This window comes from Bradyrhizobium sp. 187 (genome assembly GCF_023101005.1).
In the GTDB taxonomy this organism is placed as follows: domain Bacteria; phylum Pseudomonadota; class Alphaproteobacteria; order Rhizobiales; family Xanthobacteraceae; genus Bradyrhizobium; species Bradyrhizobium canariense_D.
Window position 1 is genome coordinate 2258721 of the sequence record NZ_CP064693.1, and the last position, 15057, is coordinate 2273777.

Here is a 15057-nt window from a genome sequence, read left to right on the forward strand (position 1 = left end):
AGGCATGCAGCTATCAGATAAGCATGAGGGGACCACGACAAAGGCCTTCGCCGGCCTCAGGGTCCTGGATTTTTCGACCACCATCGCCGGTCCCCATTGTGCGCGGATGCTCGCCGACATGGGCGCCGAGGTCATCAAGATCGAGACCGACGGCGGTGAGACGATGCGGACCCGGCCGCCGCTGCGCAAGGGCTGCAGCACCGTGTTCGGCCAGCTCAACGTCGGCAAGAAGAGCGTCGTGCTCGACCTCAAGTCCGAGGACGGCAAGGAGGCGGTCCGCCGGCTGGCCGCGACTGCCGACATCCTGGTCGAGAACTTCCGCCCGGGCGTGATGCATCGGCTGCGGCTCGACTATGACAGAATACGCACGGTCAACCCGAAGCTGATCTACTGCTCGATCTCCGGCTACGGCCAGAGCGGCCCGTCGGCCGAGCTGCCGGCCTATGCGCCGGTGATCCATGCAGCCTCGGGCTACGACATGGCGCATCTCGCCTATCAGCCCGGCCGCAGCCGCCCGGATTATTGCGGCATCTACCATGCCGACGTCGTCACCGGCACCTACGGGTTCGGCGCGATCGCGTCGGCGCTCTACCAGCGCACCCTGACTGGGCTCGGCCAGCATATCGACGTTTCCATGCTGGAATCGATGCTGACGCTGACATTGATCGAGTTGCAGAACTCGCAGTTCACCGTGAAGCCGCCGCCGCGCCCGATGTTCGGGCCGACCGAGACGGCGAGCGGTTATGTCATGATCACGGTTGCCAGCGAGAAGACGTTTCAGGGACTGATGGGAGTGATCGGCCGCCCCGAATGGATCTCCGATCCGCGCTTCTCCACCTACGCCGCGCGTCGCGATCATTGGGCCGACTTGATGGACGGTGTAGAGGCCTGGTCGCGGCAGCTCTCGACCGATGTCTGTCTTGTCGCGTTAGGTGCGGCCGGCGTGCCGGCCTCGGCCTACCGCACTGTGTCCGAAGCACTGGCCGATCCGCAGCTCGCGCACCGAGAGGCGCTCTCGTCTGTCGAGGATGAAGGCGGCTCGTTCCAGGTCCTCAATCTGCCGTTCCGGATGACCGGTGCTGATACAACACCGGGCAAGACGATAGCCGTTCTTGGCGAGCACACGGACGGACTGCGCGCGGAGATCGGGCTCACCGACAATGCGCCAATTCCGTCAGGCAAAACAGCCGTGCAAGGCTGAGGGCAAGGCTGACGGCAAGTCTCACGGGAAGTCTGACGGATACCACGCTGTGGCAAGCAATGCGGCGTTGCGCGTGGCCGGCTTGCCATCATCCGTCAGCCTAAATTAGACAGGTCCGAGTTTGTCTCGTCCTGCCGCCCATGCCATGGTGGCGACGACAACAAAAATATCCGAGAGGACGCCAATGAAAAGTTTCAAGGTCGCCGATTTCAAGGCGCCGCTGCAGGAGTTCGACGAGGCCACGCCGCAACCGTCCGGCACGCAGGTGCTGATCAAGGTGAAGGCCGCCGGCGTCTGCCATAGCGACCTTCACATTTGGGAAGGCGGCTACGATCTCGGCCACGGCCGCAAGCCGCTCTCGCTGAAGGACCGCGGCATCAACCTGCCGCTGACCATGGGGCACGAGACGGTCGGCGAGGTGCTCGCCTTCGGCCCGGACGTGAAGTCGTCGGACCAGGGCGACGTGAAGATCGGCGATGTCGGGTTGGTCTATCCCTGGATCGGTTGCGGCAAATGCGCGACCTGTCTCGCCGGTGACGAGAACATGTGCCTGACGCCGCGCTCGCTCGGCGTCTATTGCGACGGCGGCTATTCCGACCACATGCTGGTGCCGCATCCGCGCTATTTGCTCAACCTCAAAGGCCTCGATCCCGCGTCGGCTGCACCCTACGCCTGCTCGGGCGTCACGACCTACAGCGCGCTGAAGAAGCTCGAGCAGCACTTCGACACGCCGATCGTGATGTTCGGCGCCGGCGGACTTGGCCTGATGGCACTGTCGCTGCTGAAGGCGATGGGCGGCAAGGGCGCGATCATGGTCGACATCGACGCGAAGAAACGCGAAGCGGCGGAGCAAGCCGGCGCGCTCGCGACCGTCGATCCCAAGGCGCCCGACGCGCTGGAGCAGCTTGCCAAGAAAGCCGGTGGTCCCATCCGCGCCGTGCTCGATCTCGTCGGAAACGCCGCCACCACGCAACTCGGCTTCGACTGCCTGACCAAGGGCGGCAAGCTCGTCCTCGTCGGCCTGTTCGGCGGCGGTGCGACCTGGGCGCTGCCGCTGATTCCGATCAAGGCGGTGACGATCCAGGGCAGCTATGTCGGCAATTTGCGCGAGACGCAGGAGCTGCTCGACCTCGTGCGAGCGAAGAACATAGCGCCGATCCCCGTGACGCGGCAGCCGCTCGCCAAGGCCAACGACGCGCTGGTGCAACTGCAGCAGGGCGCGGTGGTTGGCCGCACGGTGCTGACGCCGTAACCAACGCTGCTAGTTTGTCGTCATGGTCGGGCTTGACCCGACCATCCACGTCTTGCCATGGAGTTGGTATCGAGGCGTGGATGCCCGGGACGATCCCGGGCATGACGTTGGAGAGAGTAGGAAACCGATGTCCGCAAATAACGCCTTCCACATTGCCGTGCTTGCCGGTGACGGCATCGGTCCCGAAGTCATGGCGCCGGCCATCGAAGTCCTGCGCAAGATCGAGACGAAATCCGGCCTGAGCTTTCGCTTCACCGAGGCGCCGGCGGGCGCCAATCATTATCTCGCCGCCGGCAAGTCGATGCCGGACACCACCATCAAGCTGTGCGAGGAGGCGGACGCGATCCTGCTCGGCGCCTGCGGCCTGCCGTCGGTGCGCTATCCTGACAACACCGAGATCGCGCCGCAGATCGAGCTGCGCTTCATCTTCGATCTCTATGCCGGTGTGCGCCCGGCGCGGCTCATTCCGGGCGTGCCGAGCCCGATCGTCGGCGCCGACCAGCGCGGCATCGATCTCGTCGTGATCAGGGAGTCCACCGAAGGCCTGTTCGCCTCGATGGGCAAGGGCGTCGTCACCCATGAGGAGGCGCGCGAGACCATGCTGATCACGCGCAAGACGTCCGAGCGCCTGTTCGAGTTCTCGTTTCGTCTCGCCGAGCGGCGCAAGGCGCGCGGCAAGCCCGGCGCGCTGGCCTGCGTCGACAAGGCGAACGTGTTCAAGGCCTTTGCGTTCTTCCGCGGCATCTTCGACGAGATCGCCAAGCGTCATCCGGAGGTGAAGACCGACCGGCTCTATGTCGACGCCTGCTCGGCGATGCTGGTGAAGCGTCCCTGGGATTTCGACGTGATGGTGATGGAGAACATGTTCGGCGACATCGTCTCCGACATCACCGCGAGCCTGATCGGCGGCCTCGGCATGGCGCCGTCGGCCGACATCGGCGACAAATACGCCGTGTTCCAGCCGTGCCACGGCACCGCGCCCGACATCATGGGGCAGGGCAAAGCCAATCCCACCGGGATGATCCTGTCGGCTGCAATGATGCTGGACTGGCTCGCCGACAAGCACGGCGTCGAAGGAGCGGCCGAGGCCGGCGAGACCATCGAGCGTGCGGTGGACAAGGTCTATGCCGACGGTCTCAAGCCGATGGAATTTGGTGGCCGCAACGGAACCGCCGACATCACGAAGGCGGTGCTTGCGGCGCTGTAGTCAAGGAAGAGAGGCCTCGCGGCCCCTCGCAATTCACCAGCGACGCCAGTGGCGGTGGCCGCCCCAGCCCCACGGACGGCCGCCGTAGAAGCGTCGCGGGCCGCCGTAAAAACCGTAGGCGCCGTAATAATTCGGACGCCAGAAGCAGCGACCCCAGGGGTTGCAGACCCAGCGCACCTGATCGACGTCGGCTGCCGGGCCGCTCGCGATACGGTCGGCCTGCGGAATGCCGTTCGGCATCGCTGCGAGTGCCTGTCCTGATGCGAGAGCGGCGCCGCCCAGGGCAGCCAGACCAACAACAGCAAATTTCAGTTTCATCGCAATCTCCCTCGTTTGATGGCGAGAGAACTTCCAGCAAATCAGCTGGTTGCTATGGTGTTGCGGGGCCGTGGGAATTTAATCTTCCTGAATGCATGTTCAGTTTGCCCGCCGTCATCGCGAAGAGCCAAGCAGGCAGAGGCACTCTGGATTGTTTCATTTTGCTCGCTGGCGACGGAATCACTGTCCCTGGAACTGCGGCTTGCGCTTCTCCATGAAGGCCTGCCGGCCCTCGCGAAAATCCACGCTGTCCATACAGGCCGTGCCGACCGCCCTGATCGCGTCCATGTCGCGCGCGCTTTCGTCCTTCAACACTTGCGCGATGGTGAGCTTGGCGGCCTTGATCGCGAGCGGCGCATTTTGCGAGATCGTCTCGGCGATGGCCATGGTCTCGCCCCAGAGCTGATCCTCCGGAAGCACGCGCTCGACCAACCCGATGCGCAGCGCTTCCGACGCATCGATGCGCATGCCCGTATACATCAGGAGCCGTGCCCAGGACGGGCCAACCAGCGACACCAAGTGCCGCAAGCCGTCATAGCCATAAGCGATGCCGAGCTTCGCCGCGGGAATGCCGAACTGGCTGCCATGGGAGGCGATGCGGATGTCGGCGAGCATCGCCACCTGCATGCCGCCGCCGAGACAAAAACCCTGGATGCAGGCAATCGTTGGCTTGGGATAATCGGCGAGCAGCGCGCGCTGGGCGGCGCTGCGTTTTGCGTATTCCTCGGAAGCGGCGGCGTTATGGCGCGTCTTCTCGAACTGGCTGATGTCGGCGCCCGACACGAATGCCTTGCCACCGCCGCCGCGCAGGATCACGACGCGCACGGCAGCGTCATCGCGTAAGGCGGTCAGCGCCTCGCCAAATCCCTCCCACATCTCCAGCGACATCGCGTTGCGCTTGTCGGGATTGTTGAACGTGATCACGCCGACGCCACTGGCTGTGTGCTTGAGGATCTTGCCGTCGGCGTAGGGAATTTCGGTCGTGCTGGACATGTCGGACATCGCGGGCGCTTTCGTTGGCGAGGCGCAATGTTCGGCCGGGGCGAGGCCAGGGTCAACCGCGACAACGGACCTGGCTTTGCAGCCGCCTGTGCCGCGATTGCATGGCGCGATCTATCTGGTCATGTGCGCGGTCAGCGGGTGGCTGCCGGCATTGCTGAAGAAGGCCGCCTCTTCGGCGGTCGCCTCCAGCAACTGCTCGTCCTGGTGATAGACGTCGTTGCGGAACTGGACGGTCTGGTCCTTGGTCATCCACGCCGTGAGGTAGATCCAGGCCACCGGCACCTTCTTCGCCATGGCGACGTCGAGATGCTGGCCGCTGGCGATCTCCGCGTCGATCGCGGCGCGGCTCCATTTCGGCTGGTCCTTCAGCAGCCAGGCGGCGAGATCGCGCACATTGTCGACGCGCGAGCAGCCGTGGGAATCGAAGCGGTAATCATCGCTGAACAGATTGCGCTGGTTGGTGTCGTGCATGTAGACCGAATAGGAATTCGGCATGTCGATCTTGACCGCGCCGAGCGCGTTGAACGTGCCGTTGTGCTGGCGCACGGTGAAATTCGGCGTATGCGTGCCCGACCAGTCAACCGAATTCGGGTCGATCGGATTGTCGTGAGCGTCGAGCACCTCCATGTGCATGCGCGACAGATAGGTGGGATCCTTGCGCATATGCGCGGAGATCTCGGTCTTGGCGATCGAGGAGGGCACCGTCCAAGTGGGATTGAGGACGACGCTGCTGATCTGGGCGGTGAGCGTTGGCGAGGGCTTTTCGGTCTTGCCGACGATCACGCGATAGCGCCTTACCACGACGTCGTTCTCGACCGCTTCGGCAAAGGCGGCGGGGATGTTGACCACGACATAGCGCTGGCCGAAGCCGAAATTCATGTTCTCGAGCCGCTGCAGCGAAGCCTCGAGCTGCCGGATGCGGTTCTGCACCGGCACGTTCATCGCCGCGATCGTGCGCGGCGTCATCGTTCCGGTCGGCGCGAGGCCGTGGCGGGCCTGGAAGCGTTTCACGGCGTCGGCGAGATCCTGGTCGAAGGCGCCGCTCGCCTTGTCGGCGGAAAGATCGCCGGAGACGATCAGCCGCTTGCGCAGGAGATCGTCATTGGCGCCCTGGGCGCCGGGCGCGAATTTGGCGTCTGCCGGGATCGTCGGCCAGCCGCCGCGCACGGCCAGATCGGAATAGCTCAGCGCCGCATCCTTGATGCGCTGGGCGGAGCCTTCGTCATAGGTCGGCTCATGCGTCAGCGCGAGCGCTGCGGCCGAACGGCTCTCCGCCGTAGATGCGGCCGCCGGCGCGGCGGTTTTCGGTGCGGCTGCGTGGGCCGGATTGGCGGTGGCCGGCACCGTGCCAGCCGCAGTCGCCGGCTTGGGCCCGGCCTGTCCAATGGTCTCGGTCTGAGCAAGCGCAGAGGCGCTCGCAAGCATGCCGACGGCAATGATTATCGCATGGCGCTTCGACATGTGTCCCATCTTCCCTATGAGAGCGAGGCCCGGACGGGCGCTCGCATCGGCAATTCCCGGTTCGTCGGGCTGATTCGAGAAATCGGCGGGAGGCTAGCGTCTCCCGGTTGCGGCTCCCTCAAGCACGGCGCATCGCGAGCCCCATGCGCAAGGCACGCGGTCTCTGGATCGGGTCGCGACAGGGCAGGAATGGGTTCGCGCAAACCGCGGGCGACGGCGGGAAAAATGGTCAACAAAAAGGGGCGGTCATGCCGCCCCGAGAAGTCCGCGCAAGCGCGGGCCGGATATATCTCGTCCGGGTCTCGTTCAATCCAGCCGCGCCCCGTGACGCGGCGGATTGAACATCGGGCGGAAAGGCACGAACGCCGATCGGCTCAGGCTTCGTTCGCTGCGATCGATTCCATCAGCGAGACGAGCTGACGCTGCACCGTCTGGTCCTTGATCTTGCTGTAGGCGCGCAGCAGGCGGAGGCTGAAGGCCGAGTCCAGGAAGAGCAGGCTCTCGACTTCGCGCGCCTTGTTGTCGCCGTCATAGAAGAAGGTCACGGGCACATCGAGGGCGGTGGCGATCTGCTGAAGCCGGGCCGCGCCGACGCGATTGACGCCCTTCTCGTACTTCTGGACCTGCTGGAAACTGACGCCGAGCTTCTCGCCGAGCTCGGCCTGCGAGACCTTCATCTCGACGCGCCGTAGACGGATTCGCTTGCCCAGCTCAATGTCCGGCTTGCCGGCACTGCGCTGCTTCATTCTCTTCGCCGCTGTCTTCATCTTTTTTCTCATCGGTCTTCGGTTGAAAACCCCCCGAAGAGCTGGGTCAGGGGTTCGCCCATATACTCGTCCTTGAATTCATGCGGGTGCACGAACTCTTCCTTAAACCACGGGAAACGCGCCGGATTGAAGGCTTCGATCAGCCAGTCAATCATGTGCCGTACGCGCGGAATCCGGCCGCTACCAGGATGGTAGGACAACCAGATATCCAGCGGTCTGTTCAGCTCGACCTCCAGTGGAATCAACTTCCCGCCAAGCGCAATGGCGTAGCTCGGGAACACGCCGATTCCGGCGCCATTCGCGACCGCCCAGTAGTTGGCGCTCGAGACGTTGGTCTTCATGACCAGAAGGTCACGTTCCGGAACGCCGGGGAAGAAGCTCTCGAAAGTTTGCTTGGCGGCGAGTTGGTCCGCGAATTGCAGCACCAGGCGGTGCTTGATCAACTCCGCCGCCGAGCGCGGCGCGCCATGTTTTGAAATGTATTTCTCGGAGGCCCAGAACATCAGATGCATGCGGCCGAGCCGCACCAGCTTGACGTCGAGTGCCGAAGGCCGCGACAGGTGAATGGCGACGTCGGCCTCGTGGCGGGAGACGTCGGCCGAACGCATCGCGCAATGCAGATCGACCAGGATCTTCGGATAGGTCTGCTGGAATTCGACCAGTCGCGGGGCGAGCCAGAATGTGCCAAGTCCCTCGGTGACGGCGACGCGGACCTCGCCGGACAGGGCGTTCGCTGTCGAATCGCTGGTGCGCAGCACGTCGAAGGCAGCCGCCTCCATTTGCTCGACGGCGGAGACCACCAGCGCGCCTTCGTCGGTCAGACGGGTGCCGTGGACGTCGCGGGTGAACAACGTGGTGCCGGTCTGGCGTTCGAAATCATCGATCCGGCGGCGAACGGCGTTGATCGACAGCGACAGGCGCTCGGCCGCCGAGCGGAAACTTCCGCATCGGACAACTTCCAGGAAAATGCGCGCCGCATCCCAGTCCGAGAGGCCGCTGACGTTTGTCTTTGGGCGTTCCTCCAGAGGAACGCCCCTTTCCGCCAAGGAGTGCATACAAGTCCCTTCGGGTCGCTAAACTGGCAGAATCTCGGGCAAACCACAACCACGGCGGGTTGGGGAACGACGAGTTTTGAACGTCATCCTTACTACGCCGCAGGTGGTATTCGGGTGCTGCCAAGCCTAGGAACAAGGGCTAGGAATCGGGCAAACCATCGCCCGTATGAGGGGGTGTGGCGTGAGTTCCGTTGTGAGCCGTGACTTGCCTGCGGGATTGTCGGCATTGTCCGCAATGAACGTCCTTGCGCGAGAGCAGGTGCCTTCCACGATGGATCAATTGCAGCACGCCAGGCGTTTTACGAGCGAGCGTTTTACGATCGAGCGCTTTACGACTGAGCGTTTCGACGGCCGGCGGCGCGACGCGATACGCGCCGGAACCGCGGTTTCAAGGCAGAAACACACTGAAATCATGTTCGGGGGCGTAGCGGCCTCGTGTTATCCTCGACGCTCCATGGGGGCCAAAGGGGTCGTCACAACCACGTCTCACAGGCCGAATTAGCGGAAAGAACGCCGTGTCGCATTCAGACGAACAGTTGCAGTCGGTGCTGGAAACGCTCGAAGAGTGCCGCAGGGTGCTCAACGAGAGCAATAGCCGTGAGTCGGCCGAGCTGCTGTCCATTGTCATCCTGGACGTGCGGATGAAGCTCAAAGGAATTGACAGTGCCGATCTCAAGGCACTGTGCGACGAAATGCTGCGGACGGCCACGAGCGAACCGCAGCCCCCTTCCAAGCAGACGCAGGACCAGCCCCGGCGTCCGCTGCTCCGCGTGGTGAAGTAGCCGCGCCGCCGAGTTTCGCTTTTTGGCGAGATTTGTGCGTGTCCCGGTGCCGCATCTGTGATCACAGACGGCATCGGGAGGAGCCCTGGTTTTGTGCGCCTCTGTTGCGCATTCGCTGGCATCGGCTACACCAGAGCCGGTTCGGCTCCGGGCCGCGCGCATTCCCCGCGCGCCGCATCGGCGCCAGAGATGGTTCCGACTGCATCATGCAAAATGTTTCGATCCCGGCGGCGCTGATTGCCGGCCTCGTCAGCTTCCTCTCCCCGTGCGTCCTGCCGCTGGTCCCGCCCTACCTGATCTATCTGACGGGCGCGACGATCGAGCATGTCGAAAGCGAAGAGCCCGCATCCGCCTCCAAACGCGCCATCATGATGTCGGCACTCCTGTTCGTGCTCGGCTTCTCCACGGTGTTCGTGGCGCTCGGCGCCAGCGCCTCGCTGATCGGGGCGCTGATCCGGGCCTGGTCGGCCGAACTCTCGATCCTCGCCGGCATCGTCATCATCGTCATGGGCCTGCACTTCCTCGGCCTGACGCGCATCGGCCTGTTGATGCGCGAGGGACGCTTGACCGCGCCCAAGCCCGTCGGCCTTTGGGGCGCTTATGTGATGGGGCTGGCCTTTGCCTTTGGCTGGACGCCCTGCATCGGCCCGATCCTTGCCGCGATCCTCTCGGTCGCCGCGGCCGAAGCCACGGTGACAAAGGGCGCCGTCCTGCTCGCGGTCTATTCGGCCGGGCTCGGCATTCCCTTCCTGATCGCTGCCCTGATGATCGAGCAGTTTTCCACCCTGTTTGCGCGCATGAAGGGCCATCTCGTCAATGTCGAGCGCGCTATGGGCGTCCTGATGGTGATCACCGGTATTGGATTCCTCACCGGCGCGGTCTCGAACGTGAGCATCTGGCTGCTGGAGACGTTTCCGACGTTGCAGACGATCGGTTAGGCCTCCGCATCAAAGCGCGCTAGCGCGGCGCGGTCGATCTCGATACCGAGGCCCGGCCCCTCGGGCACCCGCACGACGCCGCTCGCATGCTCGATCGGCTCCTGCAAAATCGCCTGCCGGATCGGATGTTCAGTGCGGTCGAATTCCAGCATCGGCTCGAGCGGTGACAGCGAAGTCGGCGTTTGCGAGGGCAGCACCGCGAGGAGCTGGAGCGACGCGGCGATCGCGATCCCGGTGCCCCAGACATGCGGATTGTAGCGGATGCCGAACGCCTCGCTCATGTCGGCGATCTTCTTGCATTCGGAGAGACCACCTGCCGCGCAGGTGTCGGGCTGGGCGATGTCAAGTGCGTGCGAGACGAACAACTCGCGGAAGCCGAAGCGCGTGAATTCGCACTCGCCGCCGGCGACCGGAATCGTAAGCGCGGATTTCACCGCGCGATAGCCCGCGATGTCCTCCGGCGGCACCGGCTCCTCGAACCATCCGATGTCATGGCGCTCGATCAGGCGGCCGAGCCGGATCGCCGCGACCGCGTCATAGGCGTGGTTCGCATCGACCATCAGCGCGACATCGGGGCCGATCGCCTCGCGCACCGCGCGGGTGACCGCGGCATCCTCCGCGATTCCGAAACCGACCTTCAGCTTCACGGCGCGGAATCCTTCGGCGGCATAACCCGCCGCTTCCTCCGCCAGATAGTTCAGCGGATCGCCTGACTTGCGCCGGTAGAGACCGGTCGCATAGGCCGCAACCTGCTTGCGCGCGCCGCCGCCGAGAAGCTGATGCACGGGTAGGCCGAAATGCTTGCCCTTGATGTCCCATAGCGCGATGTCGATGCCGCTCATCCCCTGGATCACGACGCCCTTCTGGCCGTGATCCCGCAGGCGCGCATAGACCATCTGCCACAGCACGTCGGTGCGCAACGGATCCTCGCCGATCAGCCACGGAGCGATACTCTGCACCACTGCCGCCGTGATGCGCGCCGGGCCGTAGCATTCACCCCATCCGACAAGACCATTGTCAGTCTCGATCTCGACCAGCATTGCGGTGCGCGTGTCGTACCAGGCGCGCGAATAGGCAAAGGGCTGCGACAGCTTTGCTTCGAGAATGTGCGTGCGAACCCTAGTGATCTTCATTGCCGGCCTCCGTTCATCGCGCCTCGTCCAGCGCGCAAATCACCGTGCAGACCACGCCGCGGGGCAGGAAGTCGACCGTTGCCTCGCCGCCGAGCTGGTCGCGCGCGCTGCGCTCGATCAGGCGCGAGCCGAAGCCGCGTTGCACCGGCGCCGTCACCGGCGGTCCGCCGATCTCGGTCCAGATCAGGCGCAGCCGCGGCTTCGGCGCATCGGCGACGACCTGCCACTCCAGCGTCACCCGGCCGGTCTCGTTGGATAGCGCGCCGTATTTCGCCGCGTTGGTGGCGATCTCGTGCACGATCATCGACAGCACCACGGCGAGCCGCGGCGACAGCGGCACCGCGGGTCCGGCCATGCGGATGCGCTCCGGATTATTCAGCAGGAACGGCTGGAGCGCGCGGGCGATCACGTCCCGCAGCTCGGAGCCCGCCCATTTCTCCTGGCTCAGCAAATTATGCGCCTCGGCCAGCGCGCCGAGCCGGCCCTCGAATTTTACCCGCTCGTCCCGGCTGGCGCTGCGGAAGGTCTGCACCGCGATCGCCTGCATCAACGCGAGCGTGTTCTTGACGCGATGGTTGAGCTCGTCGATCAGGAGATCGTGCAGCATCTCGCCGCGCGCGATCGTGGTCGCCATCCGGACCGCGAAGGTCAGGCCGGTCAGCAGCAGGACGCCGCCGATAAAACTGGTGATCGCGATGTTGCGCCAGAGCGGAGCGATTAGCGAGCTCTCGGCGACGCCGGCCACGATGGTCCAGCCGGTCAGCCGCGACCTCGTATAGACGGTGGACAACGCGACGCCGTCGAGCGAAACCGTCGAGAGTGCGGCTTCCGGCGTGCGCAACATACTCTCGTACAGTGCGCCGGTAGCCCGTTTGCCAAAGATCTCCGTAGGGTTCGGCGTGCGCGCGAACACGATAGCCTTGGTGTCGAGCAGGGAGACCGTCCAATCCCGGTCGGGCCGTTGCTTTTCCACCAGGTCCTGAAAGGTGCTGACCGGCGGGCTGAAGCAGAGGTCGTAGATCACTTCGCCGTCGCGGAGCACCGGAACCTCGACCGTAAGCACCTGCCGGCCGTTGATCGCGCCGGTGAACAGGTCGGAATATTGCGGCGACCTGGTCGCAAACACCCTCTCGATGATCTCAAGATGACCGCGTGGCGGCAGGCTTGCGGTGTCCTCGGTCGCGGAGGAAAACAACAGCCGGCCCTTGCGATCGGAGATCAGCACGAGGCCGCCTTTGCCGTACTGGTCGACGAAGCCGAGCGCGATGCGGCGGAAGCTCTGGAAGTCGTCGTTGCGCAGCGAATTCGTCAGTGCAAGCACCTGCAGGCCGCCGGTCATCCGCTGCACCTCGGAGTCCAGCACGAGGCGCATGCTGCGCACATTCTCCAGCACGCGGCGGGTCGCGTCGTTGCGGTCCTGTTTGTAATTGTAGACGGCAATGCCGACCGCGAAGACGATCAGCGGCAACATCGTTCCCGTCACCAGAAGAGCGAGCCGGACCGGCAAAGTGAGCTTTGACAAACGCGGGCGTCCCGGTTCCAGCGCAGGGGAGCGCCGGATTTATGATTTTGGGAGACCATAGGGGCGGGATTTGCGCTACGCCAATAATTTTTGCGTTCGGACGCGCCGCCCAGGAAGAAGATTTTGCAGCGCGGTCCGCGGCTGCGCCTCAGCTCATGCTGATTGCGGTCAGTAGGAGACACATGGCGTACACGGCCGCCAGGCTGAGCCCGGCGATCCGGGCCTCTCGATGCGATTTCATAATGTCAACTCCCAGAGAGGGAGGCCGCCTCAAGGCGGCCCCCTTACACCTGGATCAATCAATTTCCTGAACGACCGTGCGCGTACCGGGATCGACGAGCATCACGCGATCGCCGGAGTAGACGTAGCGATACTTCGTCAGCGACGGACCCCAGTCTGCGGGAACGGCCTCAAGCTCGACGTCGCTCGGCACCGCCGCACCGACAACGATCTTTTCCTTCGTGGTCACCGGGCGAATGCGATGCTCGGTGACGTAGGATTTGATCTTGGTTCGGTACTGCGGCTCGATCTGGACGGCCGCCGCGTGGCCCGTCCCGGTCGTCGTCACGACGGTCGATTGCGCGAAAGCACCGGTCGACATCAGGACCGCCGCGGCGGAAAGCAGGAACAACTTCTTCATCTCGTTCTCCTCGTTTGAACATGCGCCGCAACAACCCCTCATTGCGGACAGCGTTCCCGGCTCAGGGAACTAATTGCCGCTTTTTCCCGTTTGTAGATGACCGGGCTGACGGCTCGGGCTCTGGAGGAGGACTACAAATGAAGTTGAAGATAGTAACTGCAGCATTGATGCTTTCCGCAATATCCCTGCCGGCGTTCGCGGCCGACGAGTTCTATGGCGTGCAGGACGTCAAGACGAAGAAGTGCACAATCGTCGACAAGAAGCCGACGGACACGTCCATGACCGTCGTCAGCCCATCGGGCGCGATCTACAAATCGCGCACCGAAGCTGAAGCCGGCATGAAGACCGTCAAGGTCTGCACGTCCAACTGAGGAGGATGACAAATGCCAGTTCTGATTCTCTGGGCCGTGCCGGCCGTGCTGGTGATCGGCGGCGGCATCTATCTGATCGGCCACATGCACTAAGCGGCAGTGGAAGGCGGGTCTGTGCGTGCAGCGCACGGGCCCGCACGCCGTCTGTCTGCTAAGAGAGGCTGCTCCCCTCGGCCTGCCACGCACCGGCAGGAGCGCAAGTTGCAGTGCAGCAGTTCGCGAAAGGGGTGGCCCTGCGACGAAGAGGGCCTCCCGCGCGCGTGAAATGACTTCCGTCCCGCCGAGGTTTTCCATACGCTTCCCACTCGCAAGCCGCATACCGGCTGCGCTCACGGCCCGGCGACAGGGCCGGAGCATCAAAAGGAGGGGAGACGATGAAGCGAAGATCATTTCTCGCTGGGCTCGGCGCGACCACTGCGGCGGCTGCGATGGGCATGCCGTCAATCGTCAGGGCACAGTCGCCGATCACATTGAACGGCGCGGTCCAGTTCAACGACGACCACGCCTTCAACCGGGCCCTGCTCCGGTTCGAAGAGCTGGTCAAGAAGTACTACGGCAAGCCCGTCAACTTCACACTGCACAGGAATTCCTCGCTTGGCCTCGAAAAGCAATATTTCGAGTACATGTCGCAGGGCAAAGCCGTCGATTACGGCATCGTCTCGCCGGCTCACATGTCGACCTTCGCCAAGGCGGCCCCGTTCATCGACGCGCCCTTCGTGTTCAAGGGCATCGACCACATGAACAAGGTCGTCGAAGCCAATATCCTGGCGCCGATCGCCGACGAACTCGCGTCCAAGGCCGAGGTCGTTCTGATCGGCTATTCCGGCGGTGGCATCCGCAATATCTTCGCCAACAAGCCGCTCAAGACTCTCGCCGACCTTAGGGGACTCAAGGTGCGCGTACAGGGCGCGCCGATCTGGTCGAAGACCTTTGCGGCCGTGGGCATGAGCCCGACGGTGATCGCCTACAACGAAATCTACAACGCGATCCAGAACGGCGTGATTGCGGCCGGCGAGAACGAGGCGGCCGGCGTCGAGGCGATGAAGTTCTACGAAGTGGCTCCGCATCTCAACCTGACCCAACACGCCGTGTCGATCCGGCCGATCTGCTTCTCGGTGAAGACGCTAAAGACCTTGCCGAAGGAGTTGCAGGACGCGATCATGAAGGCCGGCAAGGAGGCCGGCGACTACGGCCGACAACTGGAGTCGAGTGAAGAAGTCGTCAAGCTCGACACGCTGGAGAAGGCCGGGAAGCTCAAGCGCGTTCCCTTCGAAGAACGGGACGCCATGAAGAAGCTCGCCGATCCCGTGATGGCCACCTACGCCAAGGAAATTGGCGCGGAAGGCATTTTCGAGAAGATCAACGTCGTCTGAAAACTGTCGCCGCCCACGCGACAGGACGTCGGGGC

15 protein-coding genes are annotated in these 15057 nt (G+C 63.8%); 7 read left to right on the forward strand and 8 right to left on the reverse strand.

All coding sequences use genetic code 11. The annotated features are described in order from the left end of the window. The first annotated feature begins 4 nt into the window (after positions 1-4). From IVB19_RS10715 to IVB19_RS10725, 3 genes are all read left to right on the forward strand, one after another. Complete coding sequence (locus IVB19_RS10715; protein ID WP_018457118.1) at positions 5-1201, forward strand: CaiB/BaiF CoA transferase family protein; 1197 nt, start codon at positions 5-7, stop codon at positions 1199-1201. Between the two features lie 184 nt (positions 1202-1385). After that, on the forward strand, positions 1386-2453 hold the full coding sequence (locus tag IVB19_RS10720) for an alcohol dehydrogenase (protein ID WP_018457117.1): 1068 nt from the start codon (positions 1386-1388) through the stop codon (positions 2451-2453). A 127-nt stretch (positions 2454-2580) separates the two neighbouring features. After that, positions 2581-3660 (forward strand): isocitrate/isopropylmalate dehydrogenase family protein, encoded by a 1080-nt coding sequence (locus IVB19_RS10725; RefSeq protein WP_085362255.1) that lies wholly within the window; start codon positions 2581-2583, stop codon positions 3658-3660. Between the two features lie 33 nt (positions 3661-3693). Here the strand turns inward: IVB19_RS10725 and IVB19_RS10730 are convergent, their stop codons facing one another. The 5 genes from IVB19_RS10730 to IVB19_RS10750 form a co-directional block, all read right to left on the reverse strand. Beyond that, positions 3694-3978 (reverse strand): hypothetical protein, encoded by a 285-nt coding sequence (locus IVB19_RS10730; RefSeq protein WP_085352111.1) that lies wholly within the window; start codon positions 3976-3978, stop codon positions 3694-3696. Between the two features lie 180 nt (positions 3979-4158). Further along, the gene (locus IVB19_RS10735; RefSeq protein ID WP_018457114.1) at positions 4159-4980 is read right to left on the reverse strand and encodes an enoyl-CoA hydratase; all 822 of its coding nucleotides are present in this window, start codon (positions 4978-4980) and stop codon (positions 4159-4161) included. Positions 4981-5091: 111 nt separating this feature from the next. Then, the gene (locus IVB19_RS10740; RefSeq protein ID WP_018457113.1) at positions 5092-6441 is read right to left on the reverse strand and encodes a L,D-transpeptidase family protein; all 1350 of its coding nucleotides are present in this window, start codon (positions 6439-6441) and stop codon (positions 5092-5094) included. Between the two features lie 374 nt (positions 6442-6815). Further along, the gene (locus tag IVB19_RS10745; RefSeq protein WP_026233304.1) at positions 6816-7187 is read right to left on the reverse strand and encodes a helix-turn-helix domain-containing protein; all 372 of its coding nucleotides are present in this window, start codon (positions 7185-7187) and stop codon (positions 6816-6818) included. A gap of 29 nt (positions 7188-7216) precedes the next feature. Continuing rightward, a complete protein-coding gene (locus IVB19_RS10750) occupies positions 7217-8263 on the reverse strand; it encodes a LysR family transcriptional regulator (protein WP_018457111.1) in 1047 nt (348 codons plus the stop codon). Positions 8264-8778: 515 nt separating this feature from the next. Between IVB19_RS10750 and IVB19_RS10755 the strand changes: the two genes are divergently transcribed. Together IVB19_RS10755 and IVB19_RS10760 are read left to right on the forward strand one after the other, a co-directional pair. Beyond that, positions 8779-9045 carry a hypothetical protein gene (locus IVB19_RS10755; RefSeq protein ID WP_018457109.1) on the forward strand — a complete coding sequence of 89 codons (267 nt, stop codon included), beginning with the start codon at positions 8779-8781 and terminating at the stop codon, positions 9043-9045. Between the two features lie 206 nt (positions 9046-9251). Then, positions 9252-9983, forward strand: coding sequence for a cytochrome c biogenesis CcdA family protein (locus tag IVB19_RS10760; protein ID WP_083926459.1), 732 nt, complete (start codon positions 9252-9254; stop codon positions 9981-9983). On the opposite strand, the gene IVB19_RS10765 is transcribed toward IVB19_RS10760, so the two are convergent. The 3 genes from IVB19_RS10765 to IVB19_RS10775 form a co-directional block, all read right to left on the reverse strand. Next, positions 9980-11116 (reverse strand): mandelate racemase/muconate lactonizing enzyme family protein, encoded by a 1137-nt coding sequence (locus IVB19_RS10765; protein WP_247375570.1) that lies wholly within the window; start codon positions 11114-11116, stop codon positions 9980-9982. The genes IVB19_RS10760 and IVB19_RS10765 overlap by 4 nt on opposite strands. Before the next feature lie 13 nt (positions 11117-11129). Next, complete coding sequence (locus tag IVB19_RS10770; RefSeq protein ID WP_039799959.1) at positions 11130-12587, reverse strand: sensor histidine kinase; 1458 nt, start codon at positions 12585-12587, stop codon at positions 11130-11132. Positions 12588-12933: 346 nt separating this feature from the next. Beyond that, positions 12934-13278 (reverse strand): DUF1236 domain-containing protein, encoded by a 345-nt coding sequence (locus tag IVB19_RS10775; protein WP_018457104.1) that lies wholly within the window; start codon positions 13276-13278, stop codon positions 12934-12936. A 137-nt stretch (positions 13279-13415) separates the two neighbouring features. Between IVB19_RS10775 and IVB19_RS10780 the strand changes: the two genes are divergently transcribed. Further along, positions 13416-13649, forward strand: coding sequence for a hypothetical protein (locus IVB19_RS10780; protein WP_247821388.1), 234 nt, complete (start codon positions 13416-13418; stop codon positions 13647-13649). Between the two features lie 374 nt (positions 13650-14023). After that, on the forward strand, positions 14024-15022 hold the full coding sequence (locus IVB19_RS10785; RefSeq protein WP_247821390.1) for a TRAP transporter substrate-binding protein: 999 nt from the start codon (positions 14024-14026) through the stop codon (positions 15020-15022). Positions 15023-15057: the final 35 nt, after the last annotated feature.

Coding starts and splice junctions, on each gene's coding strand:
- IVB19_RS10715 (WP_018457118.1), top strand. CDS start 5: ATGCAGCTATCAGATAAGCATGAGGGGACCACGACAAAGGCCTTCGCC.
- IVB19_RS10720 (WP_018457117.1), top strand. CDS start 1,386: ATGAAAAGTTTCAAGGTCGCCGATTTCAAGGCGCCGCTGCAGGAGTTC.
- IVB19_RS10725 (WP_085362255.1), top strand. CDS start 2,581: ATGTCCGCAAATAACGCCTTCCACATTGCCGTGCTTGCCGGTGACGGC.
- IVB19_RS10730 (WP_085352111.1), bottom strand. CDS start 3,978: ATGAAACTGAAATTTGCTGTTGTTGGTCTGGCTGCCCTGGGCGGCGCC.
- IVB19_RS10735 (WP_018457114.1), bottom strand. CDS start 4,980: ATGTCCGACATGTCCAGCACGACCGAAATTCCCTACGCCGACGGCAAG.
- IVB19_RS10740 (WP_018457113.1), bottom strand. CDS start 6,441: ATGTCGAAGCGCCATGCGATAATCATTGCCGTCGGCATGCTTGCGAGC.
- IVB19_RS10745 (WP_026233304.1), bottom strand. CDS start 7,187: ATGAAGCAGCGCAGTGCCGGCAAGCCGGACATTGAGCTGGGCAAGCGA.
- IVB19_RS10750 (WP_018457111.1), bottom strand. CDS start 8,263: ATGCACTCCTTGGCGGAAAGGGGCGTTCCTCTGGAGGAACGCCCAAAG.
- IVB19_RS10760 (WP_083926459.1), top strand. CDS start 9,252: ATGCAAAATGTTTCGATCCCGGCGGCGCTGATTGCCGGCCTCGTCAGC.
- IVB19_RS10765 (WP_247375570.1), bottom strand. CDS start 11,116: ATGAAGATCACTAGGGTTCGCACGCACATTCTCGAAGCAAAGCTGTCG.
- IVB19_RS10770 (WP_039799959.1), bottom strand. CDS start 12,587: ATGTTGCCGCTGATCGTCTTCGCGGTCGGCATTGCCGTCTACAATTAC.
- IVB19_RS10775 (WP_018457104.1), bottom strand. CDS start 13,278: ATGAAGAAGTTGTTCCTGCTTTCCGCCGCGGCGGTCCTGATGTCGACC.
- IVB19_RS10780 (WP_247821388.1), top strand. CDS start 13,416: ATGAAGTTGAAGATAGTAACTGCAGCATTGATGCTTTCCGCAATATCC.
- IVB19_RS10785 (WP_247821390.1), top strand. CDS start 14,024: ATGAAGCGAAGATCATTTCTCGCTGGGCTCGGCGCGACCACTGCGGCG.